Source organism: Streptomyces rubrogriseus, assembly GCF_027947575.1.
In the GTDB taxonomy this organism is placed as follows: Bacteria; Actinomycetota; Actinomycetes; order Streptomycetales; family Streptomycetaceae; genus Streptomyces; species Streptomyces rubrogriseus.
This window is the reverse complement of the sequence record NZ_CP116256.1, coordinates 434,822-453,145: the sequence shown is the minus strand read 5'-3', so window position 1 is coordinate 453,145 and position 18,324 is coordinate 434,822. Positions and strand designations below refer to the sequence as shown.

General features: G+C 73.4%; 16 protein-coding genes. 4 read left to right on the top strand and 12 right to left on the bottom strand.

Annotated elements, in window-relative coordinates; all coding sequences use genetic code 11:
- The first annotated feature begins 58 nt into the window (after window positions 1-58).
- On the top strand, window positions 59-640 hold the full coding sequence (locus Sru02f_RS02130; protein WP_109029490.1) for a cysteine hydrolase family protein: 582 nt from the start codon (window positions 59-61) through the stop codon (window positions 638-640).
- A gap of 23 nt (window positions 641-663) precedes the next feature.
- Here the strand turns inward: Sru02f_RS02130 and proC are convergent, their stop codons facing one another.
- The 7 genes from proC to Sru02f_RS02095 form a co-directional block, all read right to left on the bottom strand.
- Window positions 664-1,476, bottom strand: a complete 813-nt coding sequence (proC, locus tag Sru02f_RS02125) for a pyrroline-5-carboxylate reductase (RefSeq protein ID WP_164270638.1) — start codon at window positions 1,474-1,476, stop codon at window positions 664-666.
- 134 nt (window positions 1,477-1,610) lie between these two features.
- Window positions 1,611-2,411 (bottom strand): ABC transporter permease, encoded by an 801-nt coding sequence (locus tag Sru02f_RS02120; protein WP_109029488.1) that lies wholly within the window; start codon window positions 2,409-2,411, stop codon window positions 1,611-1,613.
- Window positions 2,408-3,238 carry an ABC transporter ATP-binding protein gene (locus Sru02f_RS02115; protein ID WP_109029487.1) on the bottom strand — a complete coding sequence of 277 codons (831 nt, stop codon included), beginning with the start codon at window positions 3,236-3,238 and terminating at the stop codon, window positions 2,408-2,410. Before Sru02f_RS02115 ends, Sru02f_RS02120 begins: the two co-directional genes overlap by 4 nt.
- 103 nt (window positions 3,239-3,341) lie before the next feature.
- Window positions 3,342-4,124, bottom strand: a complete 783-nt coding sequence (locus Sru02f_RS02110; protein ID WP_109029486.1) for a class I SAM-dependent methyltransferase — start codon at window positions 4,122-4,124, stop codon at window positions 3,342-3,344.
- Between the two features lie 702 nt (window positions 4,125-4,826).
- Window positions 4,827-5,330 carry a hypothetical protein gene (locus Sru02f_RS02105; protein WP_109029485.1) on the bottom strand — a complete coding sequence of 168 codons (504 nt, stop codon included), beginning with the start codon at window positions 5,328-5,330 and terminating at the stop codon, window positions 4,827-4,829.
- Between the two features lie 41 nt (window positions 5,331-5,371).
- Window positions 5,372-6,046 carry a DUF4232 domain-containing protein gene (locus tag Sru02f_RS02100; protein ID WP_109029484.1) on the bottom strand — a complete coding sequence of 225 codons (675 nt, stop codon included), beginning with the start codon at window positions 6,044-6,046 and terminating at the stop codon, window positions 5,372-5,374.
- A gap of 149 nt (window positions 6,047-6,195) precedes the next feature.
- Window positions 6,196-6,525: an SH3 domain-containing protein gene (locus Sru02f_RS02095; protein WP_167469299.1), complete on the bottom strand. Its 330-nt coding sequence runs from the start codon at window positions 6,523-6,525 to the stop codon at window positions 6,196-6,198.
- Between the two features lie 185 nt (window positions 6,526-6,710).
- On the opposite strand from Sru02f_RS02095, the gene Sru02f_RS02090 reads away from it, so the two are divergent.
- Entirely contained in the window at window positions 6,711-8,873 is a 2,163-nt protein-coding gene (locus Sru02f_RS02090) for a serine/threonine-protein kinase (protein WP_109029482.1), read from the top strand.
- 25 nt (window positions 8,874-8,898) lie between these two features.
- Here the strand turns inward: Sru02f_RS02090 and ilvD are convergent, their stop codons facing one another.
- The 4 genes from ilvD to Sru02f_RS02070 all read right to left on the bottom strand — a co-directional run bounded on the left by ilvD (window position 8,899) and on the right by Sru02f_RS02070 (window position 13,477).
- Window positions 8,899-10,752 (bottom strand): dihydroxy-acid dehydratase, encoded by a 1,854-nt coding sequence (gene ilvD / locus Sru02f_RS02085; RefSeq protein WP_003975489.1) that lies wholly within the window; start codon window positions 10,750-10,752, stop codon window positions 8,899-8,901.
- A gap of 177 nt (window positions 10,753-10,929) precedes the next feature.
- Window positions 10,930-11,562, bottom strand: coding sequence for a TetR/AcrR family transcriptional regulator (locus Sru02f_RS02080; protein ID WP_109029481.1), 633 nt, complete (start codon window positions 11,560-11,562; stop codon window positions 10,930-10,932).
- On the bottom strand, window positions 11,559-12,419 hold the full coding sequence (locus Sru02f_RS02075; protein WP_109029480.1) for a sugar phosphate isomerase/epimerase family protein: 861 nt from the start codon (window positions 12,417-12,419) through the stop codon (window positions 11,559-11,561). Before Sru02f_RS02075 ends, Sru02f_RS02080 begins: the two co-directional genes overlap by 4 nt.
- A 128-nt stretch (window positions 12,420-12,547) precedes the next feature.
- Window positions 12,548-13,477, bottom strand: coding sequence for a Ppx/GppA family phosphatase (locus Sru02f_RS02070; protein WP_109029479.1), 930 nt, complete (start codon window positions 13,475-13,477; stop codon window positions 12,548-12,550).
- Between the two features lie 71 nt (window positions 13,478-13,548).
- Here Sru02f_RS02070 and Sru02f_RS02065 point away from each other — a divergent pair, with 71 nt between their 5' ends.
- Window positions 13,549-14,367, top strand: coding sequence for a hypothetical protein (locus Sru02f_RS02065; RefSeq protein WP_109029478.1), 819 nt, complete (start codon window positions 13,549-13,551; stop codon window positions 14,365-14,367).
- Between the two features lie 22 nt (window positions 14,368-14,389).
- Here the strand turns inward: Sru02f_RS02065 and Sru02f_RS02060 are convergent, their stop codons facing one another.
- The gene (locus Sru02f_RS02060) at window positions 14,390-16,210 is read right to left on the bottom strand and encodes a BACON domain-containing protein (RefSeq protein WP_109029477.1); all 1,821 of its coding nucleotides are present in this window, start codon (window positions 16,208-16,210) and stop codon (window positions 14,390-14,392) included.
- Window positions 16,211-16,848: 638 nt separating this feature from the next.
- On the opposite strand from Sru02f_RS02060, the gene radA reads away from it, so the two are divergent.
- Entirely contained in the window at window positions 16,849-18,258 is a 1,410-nt protein-coding gene (gene radA / locus Sru02f_RS02055; RefSeq protein WP_109029476.1) for a DNA repair protein RadA, read from the top strand.
- The last annotated feature ends 66 nt before the right edge of the window (window positions 18,259-18,324 follow it).

Below are 18,324 nucleotides of genomic sequence, written 5' to 3'. Positions count from 1 at the left end.
TCGATCGCCGACTTCCGGACCTCTGGGGCGTGGCGGGTCCGGGCGGCACGATCGGGGCATGGACATCGCCGAGAACGCAGCACTGGTGGTCGTGGACGTGCAGAAGGGCTTCGAGGAGGTCGGCTTCTGGGGTACGCGCAACAACCCTGCGGCGGACGACAACATCGCCGCGCTCATCGACGCGTGGCAGTCGGCCGGGCGACCGGTCGTCTTCGTGCGGCACGACTCGGTGAAGGCCGGGTCGCCGTTGCGGGAGGGGTACGAGGGCAACGGGTTCAAGGAGTACGTGGAGCAGCGGCGCGGGAAGGTGGGCGGGGCCGAGCTGCTGGTCACGAAGAGCGTGAACTCGGCGTTCCTCGGCGCGCCGGACCTGGGTGCCTGGCTGCGGGCGGCGGGGATCCGGCAGCTCGTGCTGGTCGGCATCCAGACGAACATGTGCGTCGAGACGACGGCGCGGATGGGCGGGAACCTCGGGTACGAGGTGGTGGTCCCGTTGGACGCGACGTACACCTTCGACCTGGAGGGGCCCTTCGGCTGGCGGCAGAGCGCGGACGAGCTGGCGCGGGCGTCGGCGGTGTCGCTGCACGGGGGCGGGTTCGCCCGGGTGGTGACGACGGAGGAGGTTCTGGCCGGGTGCTGACCGGGTAGGGGCCGCCGGGACGGTCAGTCCTTGGTGCCGGAGGCCAGTTCGCGGCTGCGGTCGCGGGCGGCCTCCAGCGCGGCGATGAGGGCGGCGCGAACGCCGTGGTTCTCCAGTTCGCGGATGGCGTTGATGGTGGTGCCGGCGGGGGACGTGACGTTCTCGCGGAGCTTGACCGGGTGTTCGCCGCTGTCGCGGAGCATCTTCGCCGCGCCGATCGCCGACTGCACGATCAGGTCGTGGGCCTTGTCGCGGGGCAGGCCGAGGAGGATGCCGGCGTCGGTCATGGCCTCGACCAGGTAGAAGAAGTACGCCGGTCCCGACCCGGAGAGGGCGGTGCAGGCGTCCTGCTGGGACTCGGGGACGCGGAGGGTCTTGCCGACGGCGCCGAAGATCTCCTCGGTGTGGGTCAGGTGGGCCGCGGTCGCGTGGGTGCCGGCCGAGATGACGGACATGGCCTCGTCGACGAGGGCCGGGGTGTTCGTCATGACGCGGACGACCGGGGTGCCGGGGGCGAGGCGCTCCTCGAAGAAGGAGGTGGGGACGCCCGCCGCGCCGCTGATGACCAGGCGGTCGGCCGGGACGTGCGGGGCGAGTTCGTCGAGGAGGGTGCCCATGTCCTGGGGCTTGACCGTGAGGATCAGGGTGTCGGCGGACTTGGCGGCCTCGGCGTTGGTGACGGGGGTGACTCCGTGGCGGGCGCGGAGTTCGTCGGCCCGTTCCCGGCGGCGGGCGGTGACCAGGAGGTCGGCGGGGGCCCAGCCGGCTCCGATCATGCCGCTGAGGAGGGCTTCGCCGATCTTGCCGGTGCCGAGGACTGCGACTTTCTGGGTCATGGGTGTGGTGCCCTCCGGAGGGTGCGCGTGGTCCGGGGTCATCCTCGCACTGCGTGCGCGGGTGGGGGTTGCGCGTCCAGTCCGCGGGATGCGGGTGGGTGGTGGGGTTGGGTTCAGGTTTTCGCCCCCGCCGCCTATGCCGTTCGGCGTTTCAGGGTTGCTGCCCCCAGAGCCAGGACCAGCAGGGCGCAGCCGGCGACGATCAGGGCGTCGCGGACGAAGGTGGCGGTCATGTCGGTGTGACGCAGGACCTCGTTCATGCCGTCGACGGCGTACGACATGGGCAGGACGTCGGAGACGGCCTCCAGGGCGGGGTGCATGTTGTCGCGCGGGGTGAAGAGGCCGCAGAGGAGGAGCTGGGGGAAGATCACTGCCGGCATGAACTGGACCGCCTGGAACTCCGAGGCCGCGAAGGCCGAGACGAAGAGGCCGAGTGCGGTGCCCAGGAGGGCGTCGAGCAGGGCGACCAGGAGGAGGAGCCAGGGGCTGCCCGTCACGTCCAGGCCCAGGAACCAGACCGCCAGGGCGGTGGCGAGGGCCGACTGGACGATGGCGAGGGCGCCGAAGGCGAGGGCGTATCCCGCGATGAGGTCGCCTTTGCCGAGGGGCATGGCGAGGAGGCGTTCGAGAGTGCCCGAGGTGCGCTCGCGCAGCGTCGCGATGGACGTGACCAGGAACATCGTGATCAGCGGGAAGATGCCGAGGAGTGAGGCGCCGATGTTGTCGAAGGTGCGCGGGCTGCCGTCGAAGACGTAGCGCAGCAGGAAGAGCATCACGCAGGGGATCAGCATCAGGAGCGCGATGGTGCGGGGGTCGTGGCTCAGCTGGCGCAGGACGCGGGTCGCGGTGGCCGTGGTGCGGGAGAGGCTCAGGGGGCGGGTGGGGGCCGGGAGCGTCGTCGCACGGGCGGGTGCGGGGGCCGTGGGGGTGGTCATCGGGTGGTCTCCTTCGTGCGGGCCGCCGCGTTGGCCTTCGCCTCGTCGACCAGGTGGAGGAAGGCCTCCTCGACCGTCTCGGAGCCGGTACGGGTGCGCAGGGCGTCGGGGGTGTCGTCGGCGAGGACCTCGCCCTCGCGCATCAGGAGCAGCCGGTGGCAGCGCTCGGCCTCGTCCATGACGTGGGAGGAGACGAGGAGGGTGGCGCCGCGGTCGGCGGCGAGGGTGTGGAAGAGGGTCCACAGGTCGCGGCGGAGTACGGGGTCGAGGCCGACCGTGGGTTCGTCGAGGACCAGGAGTTCCGGGGCGCCCAGGAGGGCCACGGCGAGGGAGACGCGGCTGCGCTGGCCGCCGGAGAGGTTGCCGGCCAGGGCGTCGGCGCGGGTGGTGAGGTCGACGTCGGCGATGACCCGGGTGACGTCCTCGCGGCGGCGGTCGGCGGCCGCCCGGCCGGGGTCGAGGATCTCGGCGAAGTAGTCCAGGTTCTGGCGGACGGACAGGTCGTCGAAGACGGACGGGGCCTGGGTGACGTAGCCGATGCGGGTGCGCAGGGCGGGGTGGCCGGCCGGGCGGCCGAGGACGTCCAGGGTGCCGGTGACCTTGGCCTGGGTGCCGACGATCGCCCGCATCAGCGTCGACTTGCCGCAGCCGGAGGGGCCGAGGAGACCGGTGATCCGACCGCGCGGAACGGTGAAGCCGAGGCCGCGCAGGACGGTGCGGGAGCCGCGGACGACGGTGAGGTCTTCGGCGTGGACGGCGGGCGGGGCGGGGTCGCCGCCTTGCCCTTCGGGCGGCCGGGAGGAGTGCTCCGTCGGGTAATTCATCATGTGATGAATACTCCTCCTGGGTGCTCGCGACGTCAAGCACGGCGGAGCAGCGGGCAGCGCGCAGCGGGCCACCGGGCGGCGCACTGCCACGCCGTCGGGGCTGTCAGGTCGTGCGGGTCGGGGCGAGGAGGAGGTGGACGTCGTACGTCTCCTCGACCAGGCCGTCCGGGAAGACGGCCAGCAGGTGTCGGCGCTCCTCGGTGAAGAAGGCCGTGGCGCGTTCCTCGGTGTCGGTCAGGAAGACCGAGTGGCTGCCGACGTTGGCCAGGTGGGTGTCGAGGGGGACGCGACGGCTCCAGCGGATCTCGTGGTGGACGAAGTCCAGGTTGCCGGTGGGGTCGGCGAAGCGGGCGTCGAAGTTCCGTTTCTCGGCGGAGAGGTTCAGGCCGGCGAAGTGCCGGTCGATGCGTCGTCCCGAGTCCGCGATCCAGGGCACGTCGTGGGCGTCGGTGTTCCACCACAGCGCCAGGGCGCCGCCCGGCCGCAGCACGCGCAGCGCCTCCGGGACGGCCAGGGCGGGGTCGGTCCAGTGCCAGGACTGGGCGTAGGTGAGCAGGTCGGCGCTGTGGTCGGCGAGGGGCAGGGCGTTGCCGTTGCCGCGCACCACGGGGACGCCGGGGAGGGTCCGGCGGAACTCGGCCGCCATGCCGGCGCCGGGTTCGACGGCGATCACGTCTGCGCCGCGCTCGTGCAGGCGGGCGGTGGCGAGACCCGTACCGGCGCCGACGTCCACGACGCGGGAACCCTGGAGGGGACGGCCGGTCAGCTCCTCCAGCGCGTCGAAGAGGGCGGGCGGGTAGGAGGGGCGGTTGGCGGCGTACTGGGCCGCGGCCGCGTTGAAGGAATGGGCCCGGGCGCTGTGGTCGGCCTGCGGAGGTGTCGTCATGCGGCCATGGTGGCCCGGTGGATCGGCGCAGCGAAGGGGTTTGCGGGAGGGCCGCGGGAGGGCGCCCTCCGGGCCCTCGGACCGGTCTGCCGCTCAGTCGGCCCGACGGCCGGGCCGGTCCGACGGCCGGCCGGTCCGACGGTCGCTCGACCGCTCGGGATCGCGGGCCGCTGCTTCCGTCGGCGGGGTTTACGGGGGGCCGCGGGAGGGGGGCCTCCGGACCCTCGATCCGCGTCGGCCACTCGGCCCTGGTCAGCCGGTCGGCCCGGTCGGTCGCTCGACCGATCGGGCCCGTCGGCCGCTACTTCCGGCAGCGCAGGATCACGGGAGGACCGCGGGAACCGCGGGAGGAGGGCCTCCGAGCCCTCGATCCGCGTCGGCCAGTCGGCCCTGGTCAGCCGGTCCGTCGGATGGTCGCTCGACCGATCGGGCTCGCGGGCCGCTACTTCCGTCGGCGTAGGTTCACGGGGGACCGCGGGGACCGCGGGAGGGAGGCCTCCGAGCCCTCGATCCGCGTCGGCCACTCGGCCCTGGTCAGCCGGGCCGTCGGCAGGCCGGACCGTCGGTCGGCCCGAGGGTCGCTCGGCTCGTCGGCGGGTCGGCCCGACGGCCGCTTGGTCTGTCGGCCGCTCGGGCCGAGGGGTGTTCGGGCCGACGGGCGTTCGGGCTCACGGGCCGAGGGGCGTTCGGGATCGCGGGCCGTTACTTGCGGCGGTGTTTCTTCATTGGGTTGCCCGAGCGGCGGGTGGTGCGCTTCTCGTACTCCTCGCGGGCCCTGTCGTACTCGGCGCGGTGCAGTTTCTCGCCCGGTGCCTCGGTGAAGGTGCGGAAGAAGTAGGCGAGGAGGGAGCCGACGAAGCCGATGGCGAGCAGGCCGCGCATGGAGGCCTGGCGGTCGGGGTCGGGGCGGCTGGTGAAGCCGGACCAGGTGTGGCGGAAGGCCAGGGCGCTGCAGATCGCGAACATCACGATCATCAGCAGCGATACGAAACTGCCGATGTCGGCGATCTGAAGGCCCTGGTAGGCGACGCGGAGCACGAAGCAGGCGGCGGCTGCCACGGCGAGCGAGCCCACGGCGAGGCCCGCCCGGCGAGCGGCGTAGCCGTCGTCGTGGTTCACCCAGGTCGTGCCGTAGAACCGGAGGGGTTCGGGGCGGGGGCCCGCCTGGGTGTCCGGGATGCCGTTCTTGCCGTTCTCTGCGCTCACCCGTCGATTATGGCCCGCGCCTCCCGGGGCGTGCGGTGCGGTCAGCCGCCCTGGCCGGCGCTGCCGAGCGGGCCGACCCGCACCGGGGTGCCGGAACCGTCCGTGACGGGCAGCGAGGAGCCGCCCGGCCAGTCGAGGGTGACCGACTTCGTCTCGTCGGGCGGGGTCACCACCAGGCCGGTGATGCGGACGCCGGAGCCGCCCGAGTCGTTGACCGGGTAGGTGATGCCGAAGGTCACCGTCTCCCCGTCCTTGAGGACGATCCTGGGGGTCGGGTCGCCGGTGCGCTCGGCGGACACGGTGCCCGAGTTCGTCTTCAGGTCGACGCCCGCGTAGCCCGCGAGGGAGCAGTCCCGGCCGCCGCCGTTCTTCAGGTCGACCGCGACGGTCCCCTCGGTGTCGCCGCCGACGGTGGCGTCCATCGCCGTGATCTCCAGCTCGTCGGTGCTGCACTTGGCGGCCGTGCCGTCCTCGCCGGCGCCACCGGTTCCGCCGGTACCGCCCGAGCCCCCCGTTCCCTCGGTGCCGCCGGTCCCGTCGGGGGACTCCGCGGAGTCCGAGCCCGCCGAACCCGACCCGCCGTCCGAGGAGGCCGTGGTGGAGGCGGCCGGCGGAGCGGTGCTCTGGCCCGCGGCGTCGTCGTCGTTCTGGCAGGCCGTGAGCGAGAGACCGGCGGCGAGGGCCATGGCGGCGATGGTCAGCTTGCGAACGCGCATCGTTGTCTACCTCAGGATCGGTTGGCGTGCCGGTCCGCCCGTACCCATCGGTGCGAGCGGCGCTTCTGATCAACAAGAGCCGCTCGGCCCGGCACACCGTTCCCCTCGGCAACCTCCTAGTACGTCCTCAAGACATCCCTGTTACAAGGTCAGCAGCGCGGGGCCACCCAGCCGTCGCTGCCGGTGAGGATGTACGCGTCGGAGACGTACTGACCGCCGCCGATGTTGTCCCAGATGTTCGAGGTGCCGTAGGGGCCGGAGACCCACTGCCCCGTGCGCTGGCAGTTGATCGTGACCCTGGAGCCCTCGGCCAGGACCCGCACCAGGGAGTAGTTGGTGCCCGGGCCGCTGCGCACGTTCAGGCGGTAGCCCGGCGCGACCGGGTAGGAGCGCAGGGCCGCCGCCGCGACGACTGCCTCGCCCGCTGTCTTTTCGCCCTCTTCCCCGCCGCCGATGTCCTGGACCTGGTCGACAGACATGAAGAAACTCCCCCCGTTGAACACCCCGCGACTTTCGCGGGGCACCGTTGATACCCCAAGAACAAACCATGAAACGCCAGTTCGCAACGCGCACACGCGAGTCGGCAGGCCGCCTCTGTCCCGTACGCCCCATCGACTAGGCTCCGAGCATCGCTCGCGCGAACGAACAGCACGGGGGTGGTTCCATGGCGCCGCAGCGGGATGCCGGAGCGGACGCGGAAGCGGAACTTCCGGAGTACGCCGGCCACTACCGGCTGGAGTCCCGCCTCGGCTCGGGCGGCATGGGCGTCGTGCACCTGGCCCGCAGCACCTCCGGGATGCGCGTCGCGGTCAAGGTCGTACACGCGACGTATGCCAGGGACCCCGAGTTCAGGGGGCGTTTCCGGCAGGAGGTGGCGGCGGCCCGGCGGGTGAGCGGGGCCTTCACGGCACCGGTCGTGGACGCCGACCCGGAGGCCGGACGGCCCTGGATGGCGACGCTGTTCATCCCCGGTCCGACGCTCTCGGAGCAGGTGAAGCGGAACGGGCCGATGGACGAGCCGCAGCTGCGGCGGCTGATGGCCGGACTCGCCGAGGCGCTGCGCGACATCCACCGGGTCGGCGTCGTGCACCGGGACCTCAAACCGAGCAACGTCCTGCTCGCCGAGGACGGTCCGAAGGTCATCGACTTCGGCATCTCCCGGCCGAAGGACAGCGAACTGCGCACCGAGACCGGGAAGTTGATCGGCACACCGCCGTTCATGGCGCCCGAGCAGTTCCGGCGGCCCCGGGAGGTGGGGCCCGCGGCCGACGTCTTCACCCTCGGTTCGCTGATGGTGCACGCGGCGACCGGGCGGGGGCCCTTCGACTCCGACAGCCCCTACGTCGTCGCGTACCAGGTCGTGCACGACGAGCCCGATCTGACGGGCGTTCCGGACTCGCTGGCGCCGCTGGTGCTGCGGTGCCTCGCCAAGGAGCCGGAGGACCGGCCGACGCCGGACGAGTTGATGCGGGAGCTGCGGTCGGTCGCGGCGGCCTACGACACACAGGTGTTCATACCGGCACCGCGGACGGAGCGGGCCGAGGCCCCGGCGGAGGCCGGTGCGGAATCTGCGCCGCGGGCCTCCGTCGAGCCGATCGAGCCGTCCGGGCCGTCTGGGCGGGCCGAGCGGTCGGGGCGGGTCGTGCGGCGGCTGGGGAAGCGGTCGGCGCTCGTCGCCGGGGCGGTGGGGCTCGCCGTGGTCGGGAGCCTCGTCGCCGTGCAGGCGTTCGGCGGTTCCGAGCCCGCGGGTACGCCCACCGCGCAGAGTGCGCCGGGCGGGTTCGGGGCGTGGGAGGCGGTGCCCGCGGCGGAGGGCGGCGGGATGCCGCAGTGCTCGTACGCGGCGCGGCGGCTGCTGTGCGCCCGGCCCGGCGTGGTCTTCGCCCTCGATCCGGCCGACGGGAGCACGCTGTGGCGGCACCCCGTCGAGGAGGCCGTGCGCAGCGAACCGCCGGTCGTCTCGGGCGGGCTCGTGCAGCCCGAGGTCGGCCTGCTGGGCCCGCTGGAGGCGCTCGACCCCGCGACGGGCGAGCCGGAGTGGCAGGAGGACATGCCCGCGTACGACGGACTGCGCACCGTCGGCGACATGCTGCTGCTCACCCGCGCCGACGGGACGGTCACCGGCGTGGACAGCGCCACGGGGCGGACGAGGTGGACGCACCGGATCCCCGGGCAGGCGGTGCCGTACTTCACCTCGTTCGCCGGGGAGCGGCATCCGGCGGCGTACGCGACCAGCCAGAGCGCGGACGGGCGCCGGACCCACGTCACCGCGGTGGACCCGGCCGGCGGGGGCGTGCGCTGGGACACGGAACTGGCGGGGTCGCTGACGCCCGTGGGGGCGGCGGACGGCTCCGTGTTCCTCGTCGCCGAGGGGGCGACCTACGGCGACGTCAAGGCCGTGGTGCGCTACACGCCCGCCACCGGGGCGACCCGGCGGGTGACGCTGCCGATCCCGGTCGAGCAGGCGTCGGCGTCGGCGGGCGTGCGCGGGGACACCGTGCACCTCATGGGCGCGGGCGGGTCACTGGTCGCCGTGGACATGGCGGCGGGGAAGCAGGCCTGGCGGCTGGAGACGGGCGTGAGCCGGGGCTCGGCGCCGGTCTCCGACGGGCGGCACGTGTACGTCACCGCGCCGGACGGGCGGCTCCTCGGCGTCGACGCGCGCAAGGGCAAGCTCCTCGGGCAGACCCGGCCCCGGCTCGGCGCCGACTCCGACACGGTGCCCGCGTCACTGCCCGCGCCGCTGCTCGCGGGCGGGCACGTGTACGCCGGGGCGCCCGACGGGACCGTGTTCGGGGTGGCGGGGCGGGACCCGGAGGGCTGGTGACTCGCCCCGGGTCCCCCGGTGGGTCTCAGCCCAGCTTGCTGACGTCGCGGACCGCGCCCTTGTCGGCGCTGGTGGCCATCGCGGCGTACGCCTTGAGGGCCGCGGAGACCTTGCGGTCGCGGTTCTTCGGGGCGTACACGCCGTTCAGGGCCTGCTCGCGGCGGGTCAGCTCGGCGTCGTCCACGAGCAGCTCGATGGAGCGGTTCGGGATGTCGATGCGGATGCGGTCGCCGTCCTCGACCAGGGCGATGGTGCCGCCGGCCGCCGCCTCCGGGGAGGCGTGGCCGATGGACAGGCCGGAGGTGCCGCCGGAGAAGCGGCCGTCGGTGACCAGGGCGCAGGCCTTTCCGAGGCCGCGGCCCTTCAGGTACGAGGTCGGGTAGAGCATCTCCTGCATGCCGGGGCCGCCCTTGGGGCCCTCGTAGCGGATGACGACGACGTCGCCCTCCTTGACCTGCTGGGTGAGGATCTTCTGGACGGCCTCCTCTTGCGACTCGCAGACGACCGCCGGGCCCTCGAAGGTCCAGATGGACTCGTCGACGCCGGCCGTCTTGACGACGCAGCCGTCGACGGCGAGGTTGCCGCGCAGGACCGCGAGGCCGCCGTCCTTGGAGTAGGCGTGCTCGACGGAGCGGATGCAGCCGCCCTCGGCGTCCTCGTCCAGGGTGTCCCAGCGCTCGGACTGGGAGAAGGCCTCGGCGGAGCGGACGCAGCCGGGGGCCGCGTGCCACAGCTCGACCGCCTCCTTGGAGGGGGAGCCGCCGCGCACGTCCCAGGTCTTCAGCCAGTCGGCCAGGGACGGGCTGTGGACGGAGTGGACGTCCTCGTTGAGCAGGCCGCCGCGGTGCAGTTCGCCGAGGAGGGCGGGGATGCCGCCGGCGCGGTGCACGTCCTCCATGTAGTACGTGCGGTCCTTGGCCACGTTCGGCGCGACCTTGGCCAGGCAGGGGACGCTGCGCGAGAGGGCGTCCATCTCGGCGAGGCCGTAGGAGACCTCGGCCTCCTGGGCGGCGGCCAGCAGGTGCAGGATCGTGTTGGTGGAGCCGCCCATCGCGATGTCGAGCGCCATGGCGTTGCCGAAGGCGGCGGGGGTGGCGATGTTGCGGGGCAGGACCGAGTCGTCGTCCTGCTCGTAGTAGCGGCGGGTCAGGTCGAGCACCGTGCGGGCGGCGTTCTCGTAGAGCGCCTTGCGGGCGGTGTGGGTGGCCAGCACCGAGCCGTTGCCGGGCAGGGAGAGGCCGATGGCCTCGGTCAGGCAGTTCATCGAGTTGGCGGTGAACATGCCGGAACAGGAGCCGCAGGTCGGGCAGGCGTTCTCCTCGATGCGGAGGATGTCCGCGTCGGAGATCTTGTCGTTGACCGCCTCCGACATCGCGTCGACCAGGTCGAGGGTGCGGACCGTGCCGTCGACCAGCGTGGCGCGGCCGGACTCCATGGGCCCGCCGGAGACGAAGACCGTGGGGATGTTCAGGCGGAGCGCCGCGTTGAGCATGCCCGGGGTGATCTTGTCGCAGTTGGAGATGCAGATCAGGGCGTCGGCGCAGTGCGCCTCGACCATGTACTCCACGCTGTCCGCGATCAGGTCGCGGGAGGGCAGGCTGTAGAGCATGCCACCGTGACCCATGGCGATGCCGTCGTCCACGGCGATCGTGTTGAACTCGCGCGGGATGCCGCCGGCCGCGGTGACCGCCTCGCTGACGATGCGGCCGACGGGGGCCAGGTGCGTGTGGCCCGGCACGAACTCCGTGAAGCTGTTGGCGACGGCGATGATCGGCTTCCGCCCGATGTCCGCGCCGGGTACACCGGAGGCACGCATAAGGGCGCGGGCGCCCGCCATGTTGCGGCCGTGGGTGACTGTGCGGGACCTCAGTTCGGGCATCGTCGCTCGCTCCTTCGGAGAGTTATGACTGCCGTCGAGCGTACGCCGGTCATCCAGGGGTCGGGACAGGGTGTCCGGAATGCGGGACGCGCGTCTCGCCGGACGCCGTCGGCGGGTGGCCTCGGGGATGGCGTCAGGGTTGCCTCGGGCGTGCCTCAAGAGTGCCTCGGGCGTGCCTCAGGGGCCGGTGAGGTGGCCCTGTACGACCGGGGCCAGGCGGGCGACGATCTGCTCCGGGTCGGCCGAGGCCAGCGGTTCCACCTTGATCACGTAGCGGAGCATCGCGCACCCCACCAGCTGCGCCGCGGCCAGTTCGACGCGCAGTTCCGCGTCCGGCAGGTTCAGCTGGGCGGCGACCCGGCGCAGCAGCTGGGCGGCGATCAGCCGGCGGAAGACGGTGGCGGCGGTCTCGTTGTTCACGGCCGAGCGGAGGATGGCCAGCAGGGGGGTGCGGGTGGCGGGGTTCTCCCAGACGCCGAGGATGAAGCGGGTCAGACGCTCGCCGACCCCGTCCAGGGGGCCGTCGGCGATCGCCTCGGGGGCGTCCATGGCGGGCGCGAAGGCGACCTCGATGGCCGCCTCGAAGACCTGCTCCTTGGTGCCGAAGTAGTGGTGCACCAGCGCGGGGTCCACGCCCGCGGACTTGGCGATGCCGCGCACGGACGTCTTCTCGTAGCCGCGCTCGGAGAACTCCTCGCGGGCCGTGGTGAGGATGCGGTCGCGGGTGTCCCCGGACTCCGTACGGGGCGGGCGGCCGCGGCGACGGGCGGCCCCGGTCCCGGTCGCGGTCCCGTTGGCGTCGTCGCTCACCGGCGGTCCGTCCGCGCCGCGTGTGCGGCGCCCGGTGCCGGGGGCACGGTCTGCGCCAGGTGCAGCCGGGTGAAGGCCAGTGCCTCGGCGAGATCGGCCTCGCGTTCGGCGCCGGACATCGCGCGCCTGGTGTTGACCTCGATGACGACGTGGCCGTCGAAGCCGGTGTGCGCGAGGCGCTCCAGCACCTCGGCGCAGGGCTGGTTGCCGCGGCCGGGGACGAGGTGCTCGTCCTTGGCGGAGCCCTTGCCGTCGGCCAGGTGGACGTGACCGAGGCGGTCGCTCATGCGGTCGATCATGTCGAGGGTGTCGGTGCGGGAGGTCGCGGCGTGGCTGAGGTCGATCGTGAAGTGCCGGTAGTCGTCCTTCGTCACGTCCCAGTCGGGGGCGTAGGCCTGCATCTCGCGGTCGCGGTAGCGCCAGGGGTACATGTTCTCGACGGCGAAACGGACGTCCGTCTCGTCGGCCATCCGCCAGATGCCGTCGACGAAGTCCCGCGCGTACTGGCGCTGCCAGCGGAACGGGGGGTGCACGACGACGGTGGACGCGCCGAGCTTCTCGGCGGCGGCGCGGGCGCGCTGGAGCTTGACCCAGGGGTCGGTGGACCAGACGCGCTGGGTGATGAGCAGACACGGTGCGTGCACGGCGAGTATCGGCATGCGGTGGTAGTCGCTGAGCCTGCGCAGCGCCTCGATGTCCTGGCTGACCGGGTCCGTCCAGACCATCACCTCCACGCCGTCGTAACCGAGGCGGGCGGCGATCTCGAAGGCCGTCGCCGTCGACTCCGGGTAGACGGAAGCCGTCGACAGGGCGACCTTCGTGTCCTGGATGCGGACGGCGTCGCTTGGTTTTGCCACGGGGGTCAGGTTACGGGGTGGGGTCGGGTGGGTGCGGGGTGCCCGTTCGGCGTTGTGGTGAGTGCCATAGATGCGGAGCGGGGCGGGGTGGGGCGGGGGTGGGGCGCTTTGTGGTTGCTCGTGCGTCCCTACTGGCCCATGTGATCCAGCCTGCGCAGGATCACGCCCTCCCGGAGCGCCCACGGGCAGATCTCCAGGCTCTCCACGCGGAAGAGGTCCATCGCGGCCTCGGCCACCAGGGCGCCGGCCAGGAGCTGGTGCGCGCGACCCTCGGAGACGCCGGGGAGCTCGGCGCGCTCGGTGCTGGTCATGGCGGCCAGGCGGGGCACCCAGGCCTCCAGCGAGGCACGCTTCAGCTCGCGCTGGACGTAGAGGCCCTCGGCGGAGCGGGCGGCGCCGGTGATGCGGGCAAGCTGCCGGAAGGTCTTCGAGGTGGCGACCACGTGGTCGGGGGCGCCCAGGCGGCTGAACTCGCCGACCGTCCGGGCGATCTCCGTACGGACGTGGCGGCGCAGCGCCCTGACGTCGTCCGGGTGGGGCGGGTCGTCGGGCAGCCGGGCCGCGGTCAGCCGGCCCGCGCCGAGCGGCAGCGACACGGCGGCGTCCGGTTCCTCGTCCATGCCGTACGCGATCTCCAGGGAGCCGCCGCCGATGTCGAGGACCAGCAGCCTGCCCGCGGACCAGCCGAACCAGCGGCGGGCGGCGAGGAAGGTGAGCCGGGCCTCCTCGGCGCCGGTGAGGACGGTCAGCTCGACGCCGGTCTCGGCGCGCACGCGCGCGAGGACGTCGTCGGCGTTGCTCGCCTCGCGCACGGCCGAGGTGGCGAACGGCAGGAGGTCCTCGACGCCCTTGTCCTCGGCCGCCTGGAGCGCCTCGCGGACAACCGCGGCCAGCTGGTCGACACCGTCGGGGCCGATCGCCCCGTCCTCGTCGAGGAGCTGGGCGAGGCGCAGTTCCACCTTGTGCGAGTGGGCGGGCAGCGGGCGGGCGCCGGGGTGCGCGTCCACCACCAGCAGATGCACCGTGTTCGAACCCACGTCGAGGACACCGAGTCTCATGTACGGAACGCTACTGCCAGCGGCGGTCGCGGTGGTGCCGTCCTCGCGCTCGGGCGACTTACCCTGGAGCCGTGCCAAAGACGAAAAAGGCGAAGGACGAAAAGTCGGCCAAGAAGGACAAGAAGAACATCGCGGGCGACGAGAAGGGGCTCGACTTCGCGCGCGCGTGGGTGGAGTTCCCGGATCCGGCGGACGACGAGCAGGTCTTCCGGTGCGACCTGACATGGCTGACCTCCCGCTGGAACTGCATCTTCGGCAGCGGCTGCCAGGGCATCCAGGCGGGCCGCGCGGACGACGGGTGCTGCTCGCTGGGCGCGCACTTCTCCGACGAGGACGACGAGAAGCGGGTCGCCGGGCACGTGGCGCGGCTCACGCCGGACATCTGGCAGCACCACGCCGAGGGCACGCGGAACGGCTGGACCTCCGAGGACGACGAGGGCTCCCGCCAGACCCGGCCCTTCCAGGGCTCGTGCATCTTCCAGAACCGGCCCGGGTTCGCGGGCGGTGCGGGGTGCTCGCTGCACATCCTGGCACTCAAGGAGGGCCGGGAGCCGCTGGAGACCAAGCCGGACGTGTGCTGGCAGCTGCCGGTCCGGCGGACGTACGAGTGGATCGACCGGCCCGACGACACGCGCGTGCTGCAGGTGTCGATCGGTGAGTACGACCGGCGGGGGTGGGGTCCCGGCGGGCACGACCTGCACTGGTGGTGCACGTCGGCGACCTCGGCGCACGGAGCGGGCGACCCGGTGTACGTCTCCTACCGGCCGGAGCTGGTCGAGCTGATGGGCAAGGCGGGGTACGACCGGCTGGTCGAGCTGTGCGAGGAGCGGCTGGCCTCGCAGCTGCCGTTGCTTGCACCGCATCCGGCGGATCCCGCCGCCGGTCGCTGAGACCGGCCCGTTCCGTGCCGGTCTACGAGTCCGACGGGCTCGGGGCGCCGCTGTCACTGCTGCTCGGCGGCGGGGACGAGCCGTCCGTGCCGCCGGTCGGGGACGGTTCGTTCGGCGTCGGATCCGGGTCGGGCGGCGTCGGCGACGGGTCGCCGGTGGGCGTGGGGCCGGGCGGCTGCGACGTGGACGGTGACGGGTCCGGGCCGCCCGGGTCCGGGTCACCGCCCGGGTGGGACGGGGACGAGGTGTCGTCCGGCGGGCCGGGGCGCGGGCCCGGGCGGGACGGGGCGGGCGCGGTGCCGTACCCCTCGATCGCCACGACTGCCCCGGCGGGCGAGACGGCCATCCGTGCGCTCCACCGGCCGGACGGCTCGCGCAGGTGGTCGACGTACACCCTGACCGTCACTGCCTCGCCGGGGCGCAGGGTCCCCGAGGACTGGCTCAGGTAGAGCCAGGAGGCGCCGACGGACGCGGACCAGTGCACCGGGGCGTCGCCGGTCGCGGTCAGGGTGACCAGCGTGGTGTCGCCGTCGTGGCCCGCCGTCACCTCCAGGTGGCCGGCCCCCTTCCCACCGGTGCCGGAGACGCCGACGACCTCCACGGAGACGTCGGCCCCGCCCTTCTCGCCGAAGCCGGTGCCCGGGGTGGTGCTCGCGTTGCCGGCGTTCTCGTAGCCGTAGGCGCCGCCCGCCGACTCGCCGTCCGGGGCGTCCTGGTCCTGCGCCTCGCTGGCGCTGGCCGAGCGGCCCTCCTCGCCCTCGACGACGGGGGTTCCCCGGTAGGCCGCCCACAGGGCGAGCACCGGGGCGGCGACGACGGTGGCGACGACGGTGGTGGTGACGGCACGGGCGCGCAGACGGTCCCGCCGGGCCGCGCGATCCTTGGGGTCCATGGGGAAACCGCGCCGGTCGAAGCGGGGGGCTGCGCCCCGCGCGCGCGAGGTGTGAGCCAGGGCGACGTGCAGCGCGCTGCGGGGGGCCTCCAGGACGGGCAGTTCGGCGGGGGTGACGCTGGTGCCGGGCCAGCGGCCGGGGATCGCGCGCTCGGCCGTCCGGCGGCAGCGGGGGCAGTCGTCGACGTGCCGGACCAGTTCGCGGCGCAGGGCGCTGCTGAGGACGTAGCGGTTGTCGCCGGTGAGGCGGGCGACGCCGGCGCAGGTGCCGGTCTCCACGACGGCCAGGGCGGCTCGGGTGCGTTCCACCTCGCAGGCGGCCGAGGCGAGCAGTTCCCTGGTGGCGGCGAGGTCCGTGCCGAGGACGGCGGCGACCTCGTGGGGGGCGAGGTGGTGGCGCACGGCGAGTTCGAGGGCCTCGCGCTGCTCGGGGGTGGTGCCGGCGGCCTCCGGCCAGGCGAGGAGGGCGAGTTCGCTGCGGTGCCGCTGGTGGGTCTCGTCGTGGGCGGGGGTGGTGGGTGTGGGTTGCGCGGTTCGCGCGGTTCGTGCTGTTTGCACTGTTTGCGCTGTGGTGGGTGTCGGGCGGCCCGCCGCGTGGCTGCTCGGACGTTTCTGCTTGGCCTCGGCCAGCTTGCGCAGGCAGGCCCAGCGGGCCAGCGCGTAGAGCCAGGACCTGCGGTCGGCCGCGGGGACGGGGCCTCGGTGGCCGCGGCGCTCGGCGATGGCGAGGACGTCGCCCAGGGCGGCGGTCGCGGCGTCGTGGTCGCAGAGCACGGACAGGCAGTACGTGAACAGGCCGTCCAGATACGCGTCGTACGCGGCGTAACGCGCGGGTGGGCGGCGCTGCGCCGGCGGCTGCGCCAGGGCCCTGGCCGCGGTGCGGTCACGCGCTTCCCGGTGCGCCCGGTGTGCGCCGGTCGTGCGGGTCGTGGTTTCCGGACTGCTCCTCATCACTCGGCGACCGTAGGGGGCTATGGGTGGCGCGAACTGGCGCGTTGGGCACTTTTAATCCGTACGGGTGAAACGATCCCTCATAAGGGGACAGGAAGCCGTTCTTCCGTGGCGGGGGCGGGGGCGGAGTCGTCCGTTCGGGGTGCCTGCGGCGGCCTGCGGGGGTTCGGTGGGGGTGCGCGTTGCGCGGTGTGTGCGGTGGGTGGGTCGGGGTCGCGCCGGGGGTGTCCGTCCTCGGAACGGCGCGGAATCGGTCGGCCACAGAGGCTCGGGGCGCGGACGCGCCAACCGCTGCGGGCGGACACCCCCCGACACGACCCCTTCTCGCCGTACGCGGCTGCGGCCCGCCCTCGCTCCGCGCCCCTTCTCGCCGTACGCGGCTTCCCCGCCGCATCGCCCCCGGCCGCCGCTGCGGGCCGTCGTCGCCCCCGCCGCAGCTGCGCGTGACCGCCCCCCTGCCGCAGCTGCGGGCAGTCGTGCCGCTGGGGCGGCACGGGTGGGCGCAGCGGCACCCCGCAACGCCTGGTCGCGTCCCCCCTCGCGCCCGCACCCGCGCCGGAGCCCCGGTAGCGCCGGGCCACGTACCCGGAGAGCGGACCCCGGGGTCGGCTGTCAGTGGGGGCGGTTACGGTTCGTGCATGGCTGCCCGTACGAAGTCCGCCAAGGAACGGCCGTCCTACCGCTGCACCGAGTGCGGCTGGCAGACGGCCAAGTGGCTCGGCCGCTGCCCCGAATGCCAGGCCTGGGGCACGGTCGAGGAGTACGGCGCGCCCGCCGTGCGTACGACCGCCCCGGGGCGCGTGACCACGTCCGCGGTGCCGATCGGGCAGGTCGACGGTCGGCAGGCGACCGCCCGTTCCACCGGCGTGCCCGAGCTGGACCGGGTGCTGGGGGGCGGGCTGGTGCCCGGGGCCGTGGTGCTGGTCGCCGGTGAGCCGGGGGTCGGGAAGTCCACGCTGCTGCTGGACGTCGCGGCCAAGTCGGCGAGCGACGAGCACCGGACGTTGTACGTCACCGGTGAGGAGTCGGCCAGCCAGGTGCGGCTGCGGGCCGACCGGATCCACGCCATCGACGACCATCTGTATCTCGCCGCCGAGACCGACCTCGCGGCGGTGCTGGGGCACCTCGACGCCGTCAAGCCGTCGTTGCTGATCCTGGACTCCGTGCAGACCGTCGCCTCGCCCGAGATCGACGGCGCCCCGGGCGGCATGGCGCAGGTGCGGGAGGTCGCGGGGGCGCTGATCCGGGCCTCCAAGGAACGCGGCATGTCCACGCTGCTGGTGGGCCACGTCACCAAGGACGGGGCCATCGCGGGCCCGCGGCTGCTGGAGCACCTCGTGGACGTCGTGCTGCATTTCGAGGGCGACCGGCATGCGCGGCTGAGGCTGGTGCGGGGGGTGAAGAACCGGTACGGGACGACCGATGAGGTCGGGTGCTTCGAGCTGCATGACGAGGGAATCACGGGGCTCGCCGATCCCAGTGGACTGTTTCTCACCCGGCGGGCCGAGCCGGTGCCCGGGACCTGTCTGACCGTCACCCTGGAAGGGCGCCGACCGCTGGTCGCCGAGGTGCAGGCGCTGACCGTGGACTCGCAGATCCCGTCGCCGCGGCGTACGACCTCGGGGCTCGAGACCTCGCGGGTGTCGATGATGCTCGCCGTGCTGGAGCAGCGCGGGCGCATCAGTGCGCTGGGGAAGCGGGACATCTACAGCGCGACGGTCGGCGGGGTGAAGCTCTCCGAGCCGGCCGCCGACCTCGCCGTCGCGCTGGCGCTGGCGAGTGCGGCCAGTGACACCCCGCTGCCCAAGAACCTCGTCGCGATCGGCGAAGTCGGGCTCGCGGGAGAGGTGAGACGGGTCACGGGGGTGCAGCGCAGGCTCTCCGAAGCGCATCGGCTGGGGTTCACGCACGCCCTGGTCCCGGCCGATCCGGGCCGGGTCCCCGACGGCATGAAGGTCCTGGAAGTCGCGGACATGGGGGACGCCCTGCGGGTGCTTCCGCGCTCGCGTCGGCGAGAGGCCACACGGGAGGAGGAGGACCGCCGGTAGACTTTGCCCTGGTCTCGCCCGTCCGTACGACCGAGTGTGCGACACGGGAGCGCCAGAAGAACCTGC

Excerpts from the sequence above, each read along its gene's own strand:
- Sru02f_RS02130 (WP_109029490.1), top strand. The coding sequence starts at position 59 with ATGGACATCGCCGAGAACGCAGCACTGGTGGTCGTGGACGTGCAGAAG.
- proC (WP_164270638.1), bottom strand. The coding sequence starts at position 1,476 with ATGACCCAGAAAGTCGCAGTCCTCGGCACCGGCAAGATCGGCGAAGCC.
- Sru02f_RS02120 (WP_109029488.1), bottom strand. The coding sequence starts at position 2,411 with ATGACCACCCCCACGGCCCCCGCACCCGCCCGTGCGACGACGCTCCCG.
- Sru02f_RS02115 (WP_109029487.1), bottom strand. The coding sequence starts at position 3,238 with ATGATGAATTACCCGACGGAGCACTCCTCCCGGCCGCCCGAAGGGCAA.
- Sru02f_RS02110 (WP_109029486.1), bottom strand. The coding sequence starts at position 4,124 with ATGACGACACCTCCGCAGGCCGACCACAGCGCCCGGGCCCATTCCTTC.
- Sru02f_RS02100 (WP_109029484.1), bottom strand. The coding sequence starts at position 6,046 with ATGCGCGTTCGCAAGCTGACCATCGCCGCCATGGCCCTCGCCGCCGGT.
- Sru02f_RS02095 (WP_167469299.1), bottom strand. The coding sequence starts at position 6,525 with ATGTCTGTCGACCAGGTCCAGGACATCGGCGGCGGGGAAGAGGGCGAA.
- Sru02f_RS02090 (WP_109029482.1), top strand. The coding sequence starts at position 6,711 with ATGGCGCCGCAGCGGGATGCCGGAGCGGACGCGGAAGCGGAACTTCCG.
- ilvD (WP_003975489.1), bottom strand. The coding sequence starts at position 10,752 with ATGCCCGAACTGAGGTCCCGCACAGTCACCCACGGCCGCAACATGGCG.
- Sru02f_RS02070 (WP_109029479.1), bottom strand. The coding sequence starts at position 13,477 with ATGAGACTCGGTGTCCTCGACGTGGGTTCGAACACGGTGCATCTGCTG.
- Sru02f_RS02060 (WP_109029477.1), bottom strand. The coding sequence starts at position 16,210 with ATGAGGAGCAGTCCGGAAACCACGACCCGCACGACCGGCGCACACCGG.
- radA (WP_109029476.1), top strand. The coding sequence starts at position 16,849 with ATGGCTGCCCGTACGAAGTCCGCCAAGGAACGGCCGTCCTACCGCTGC.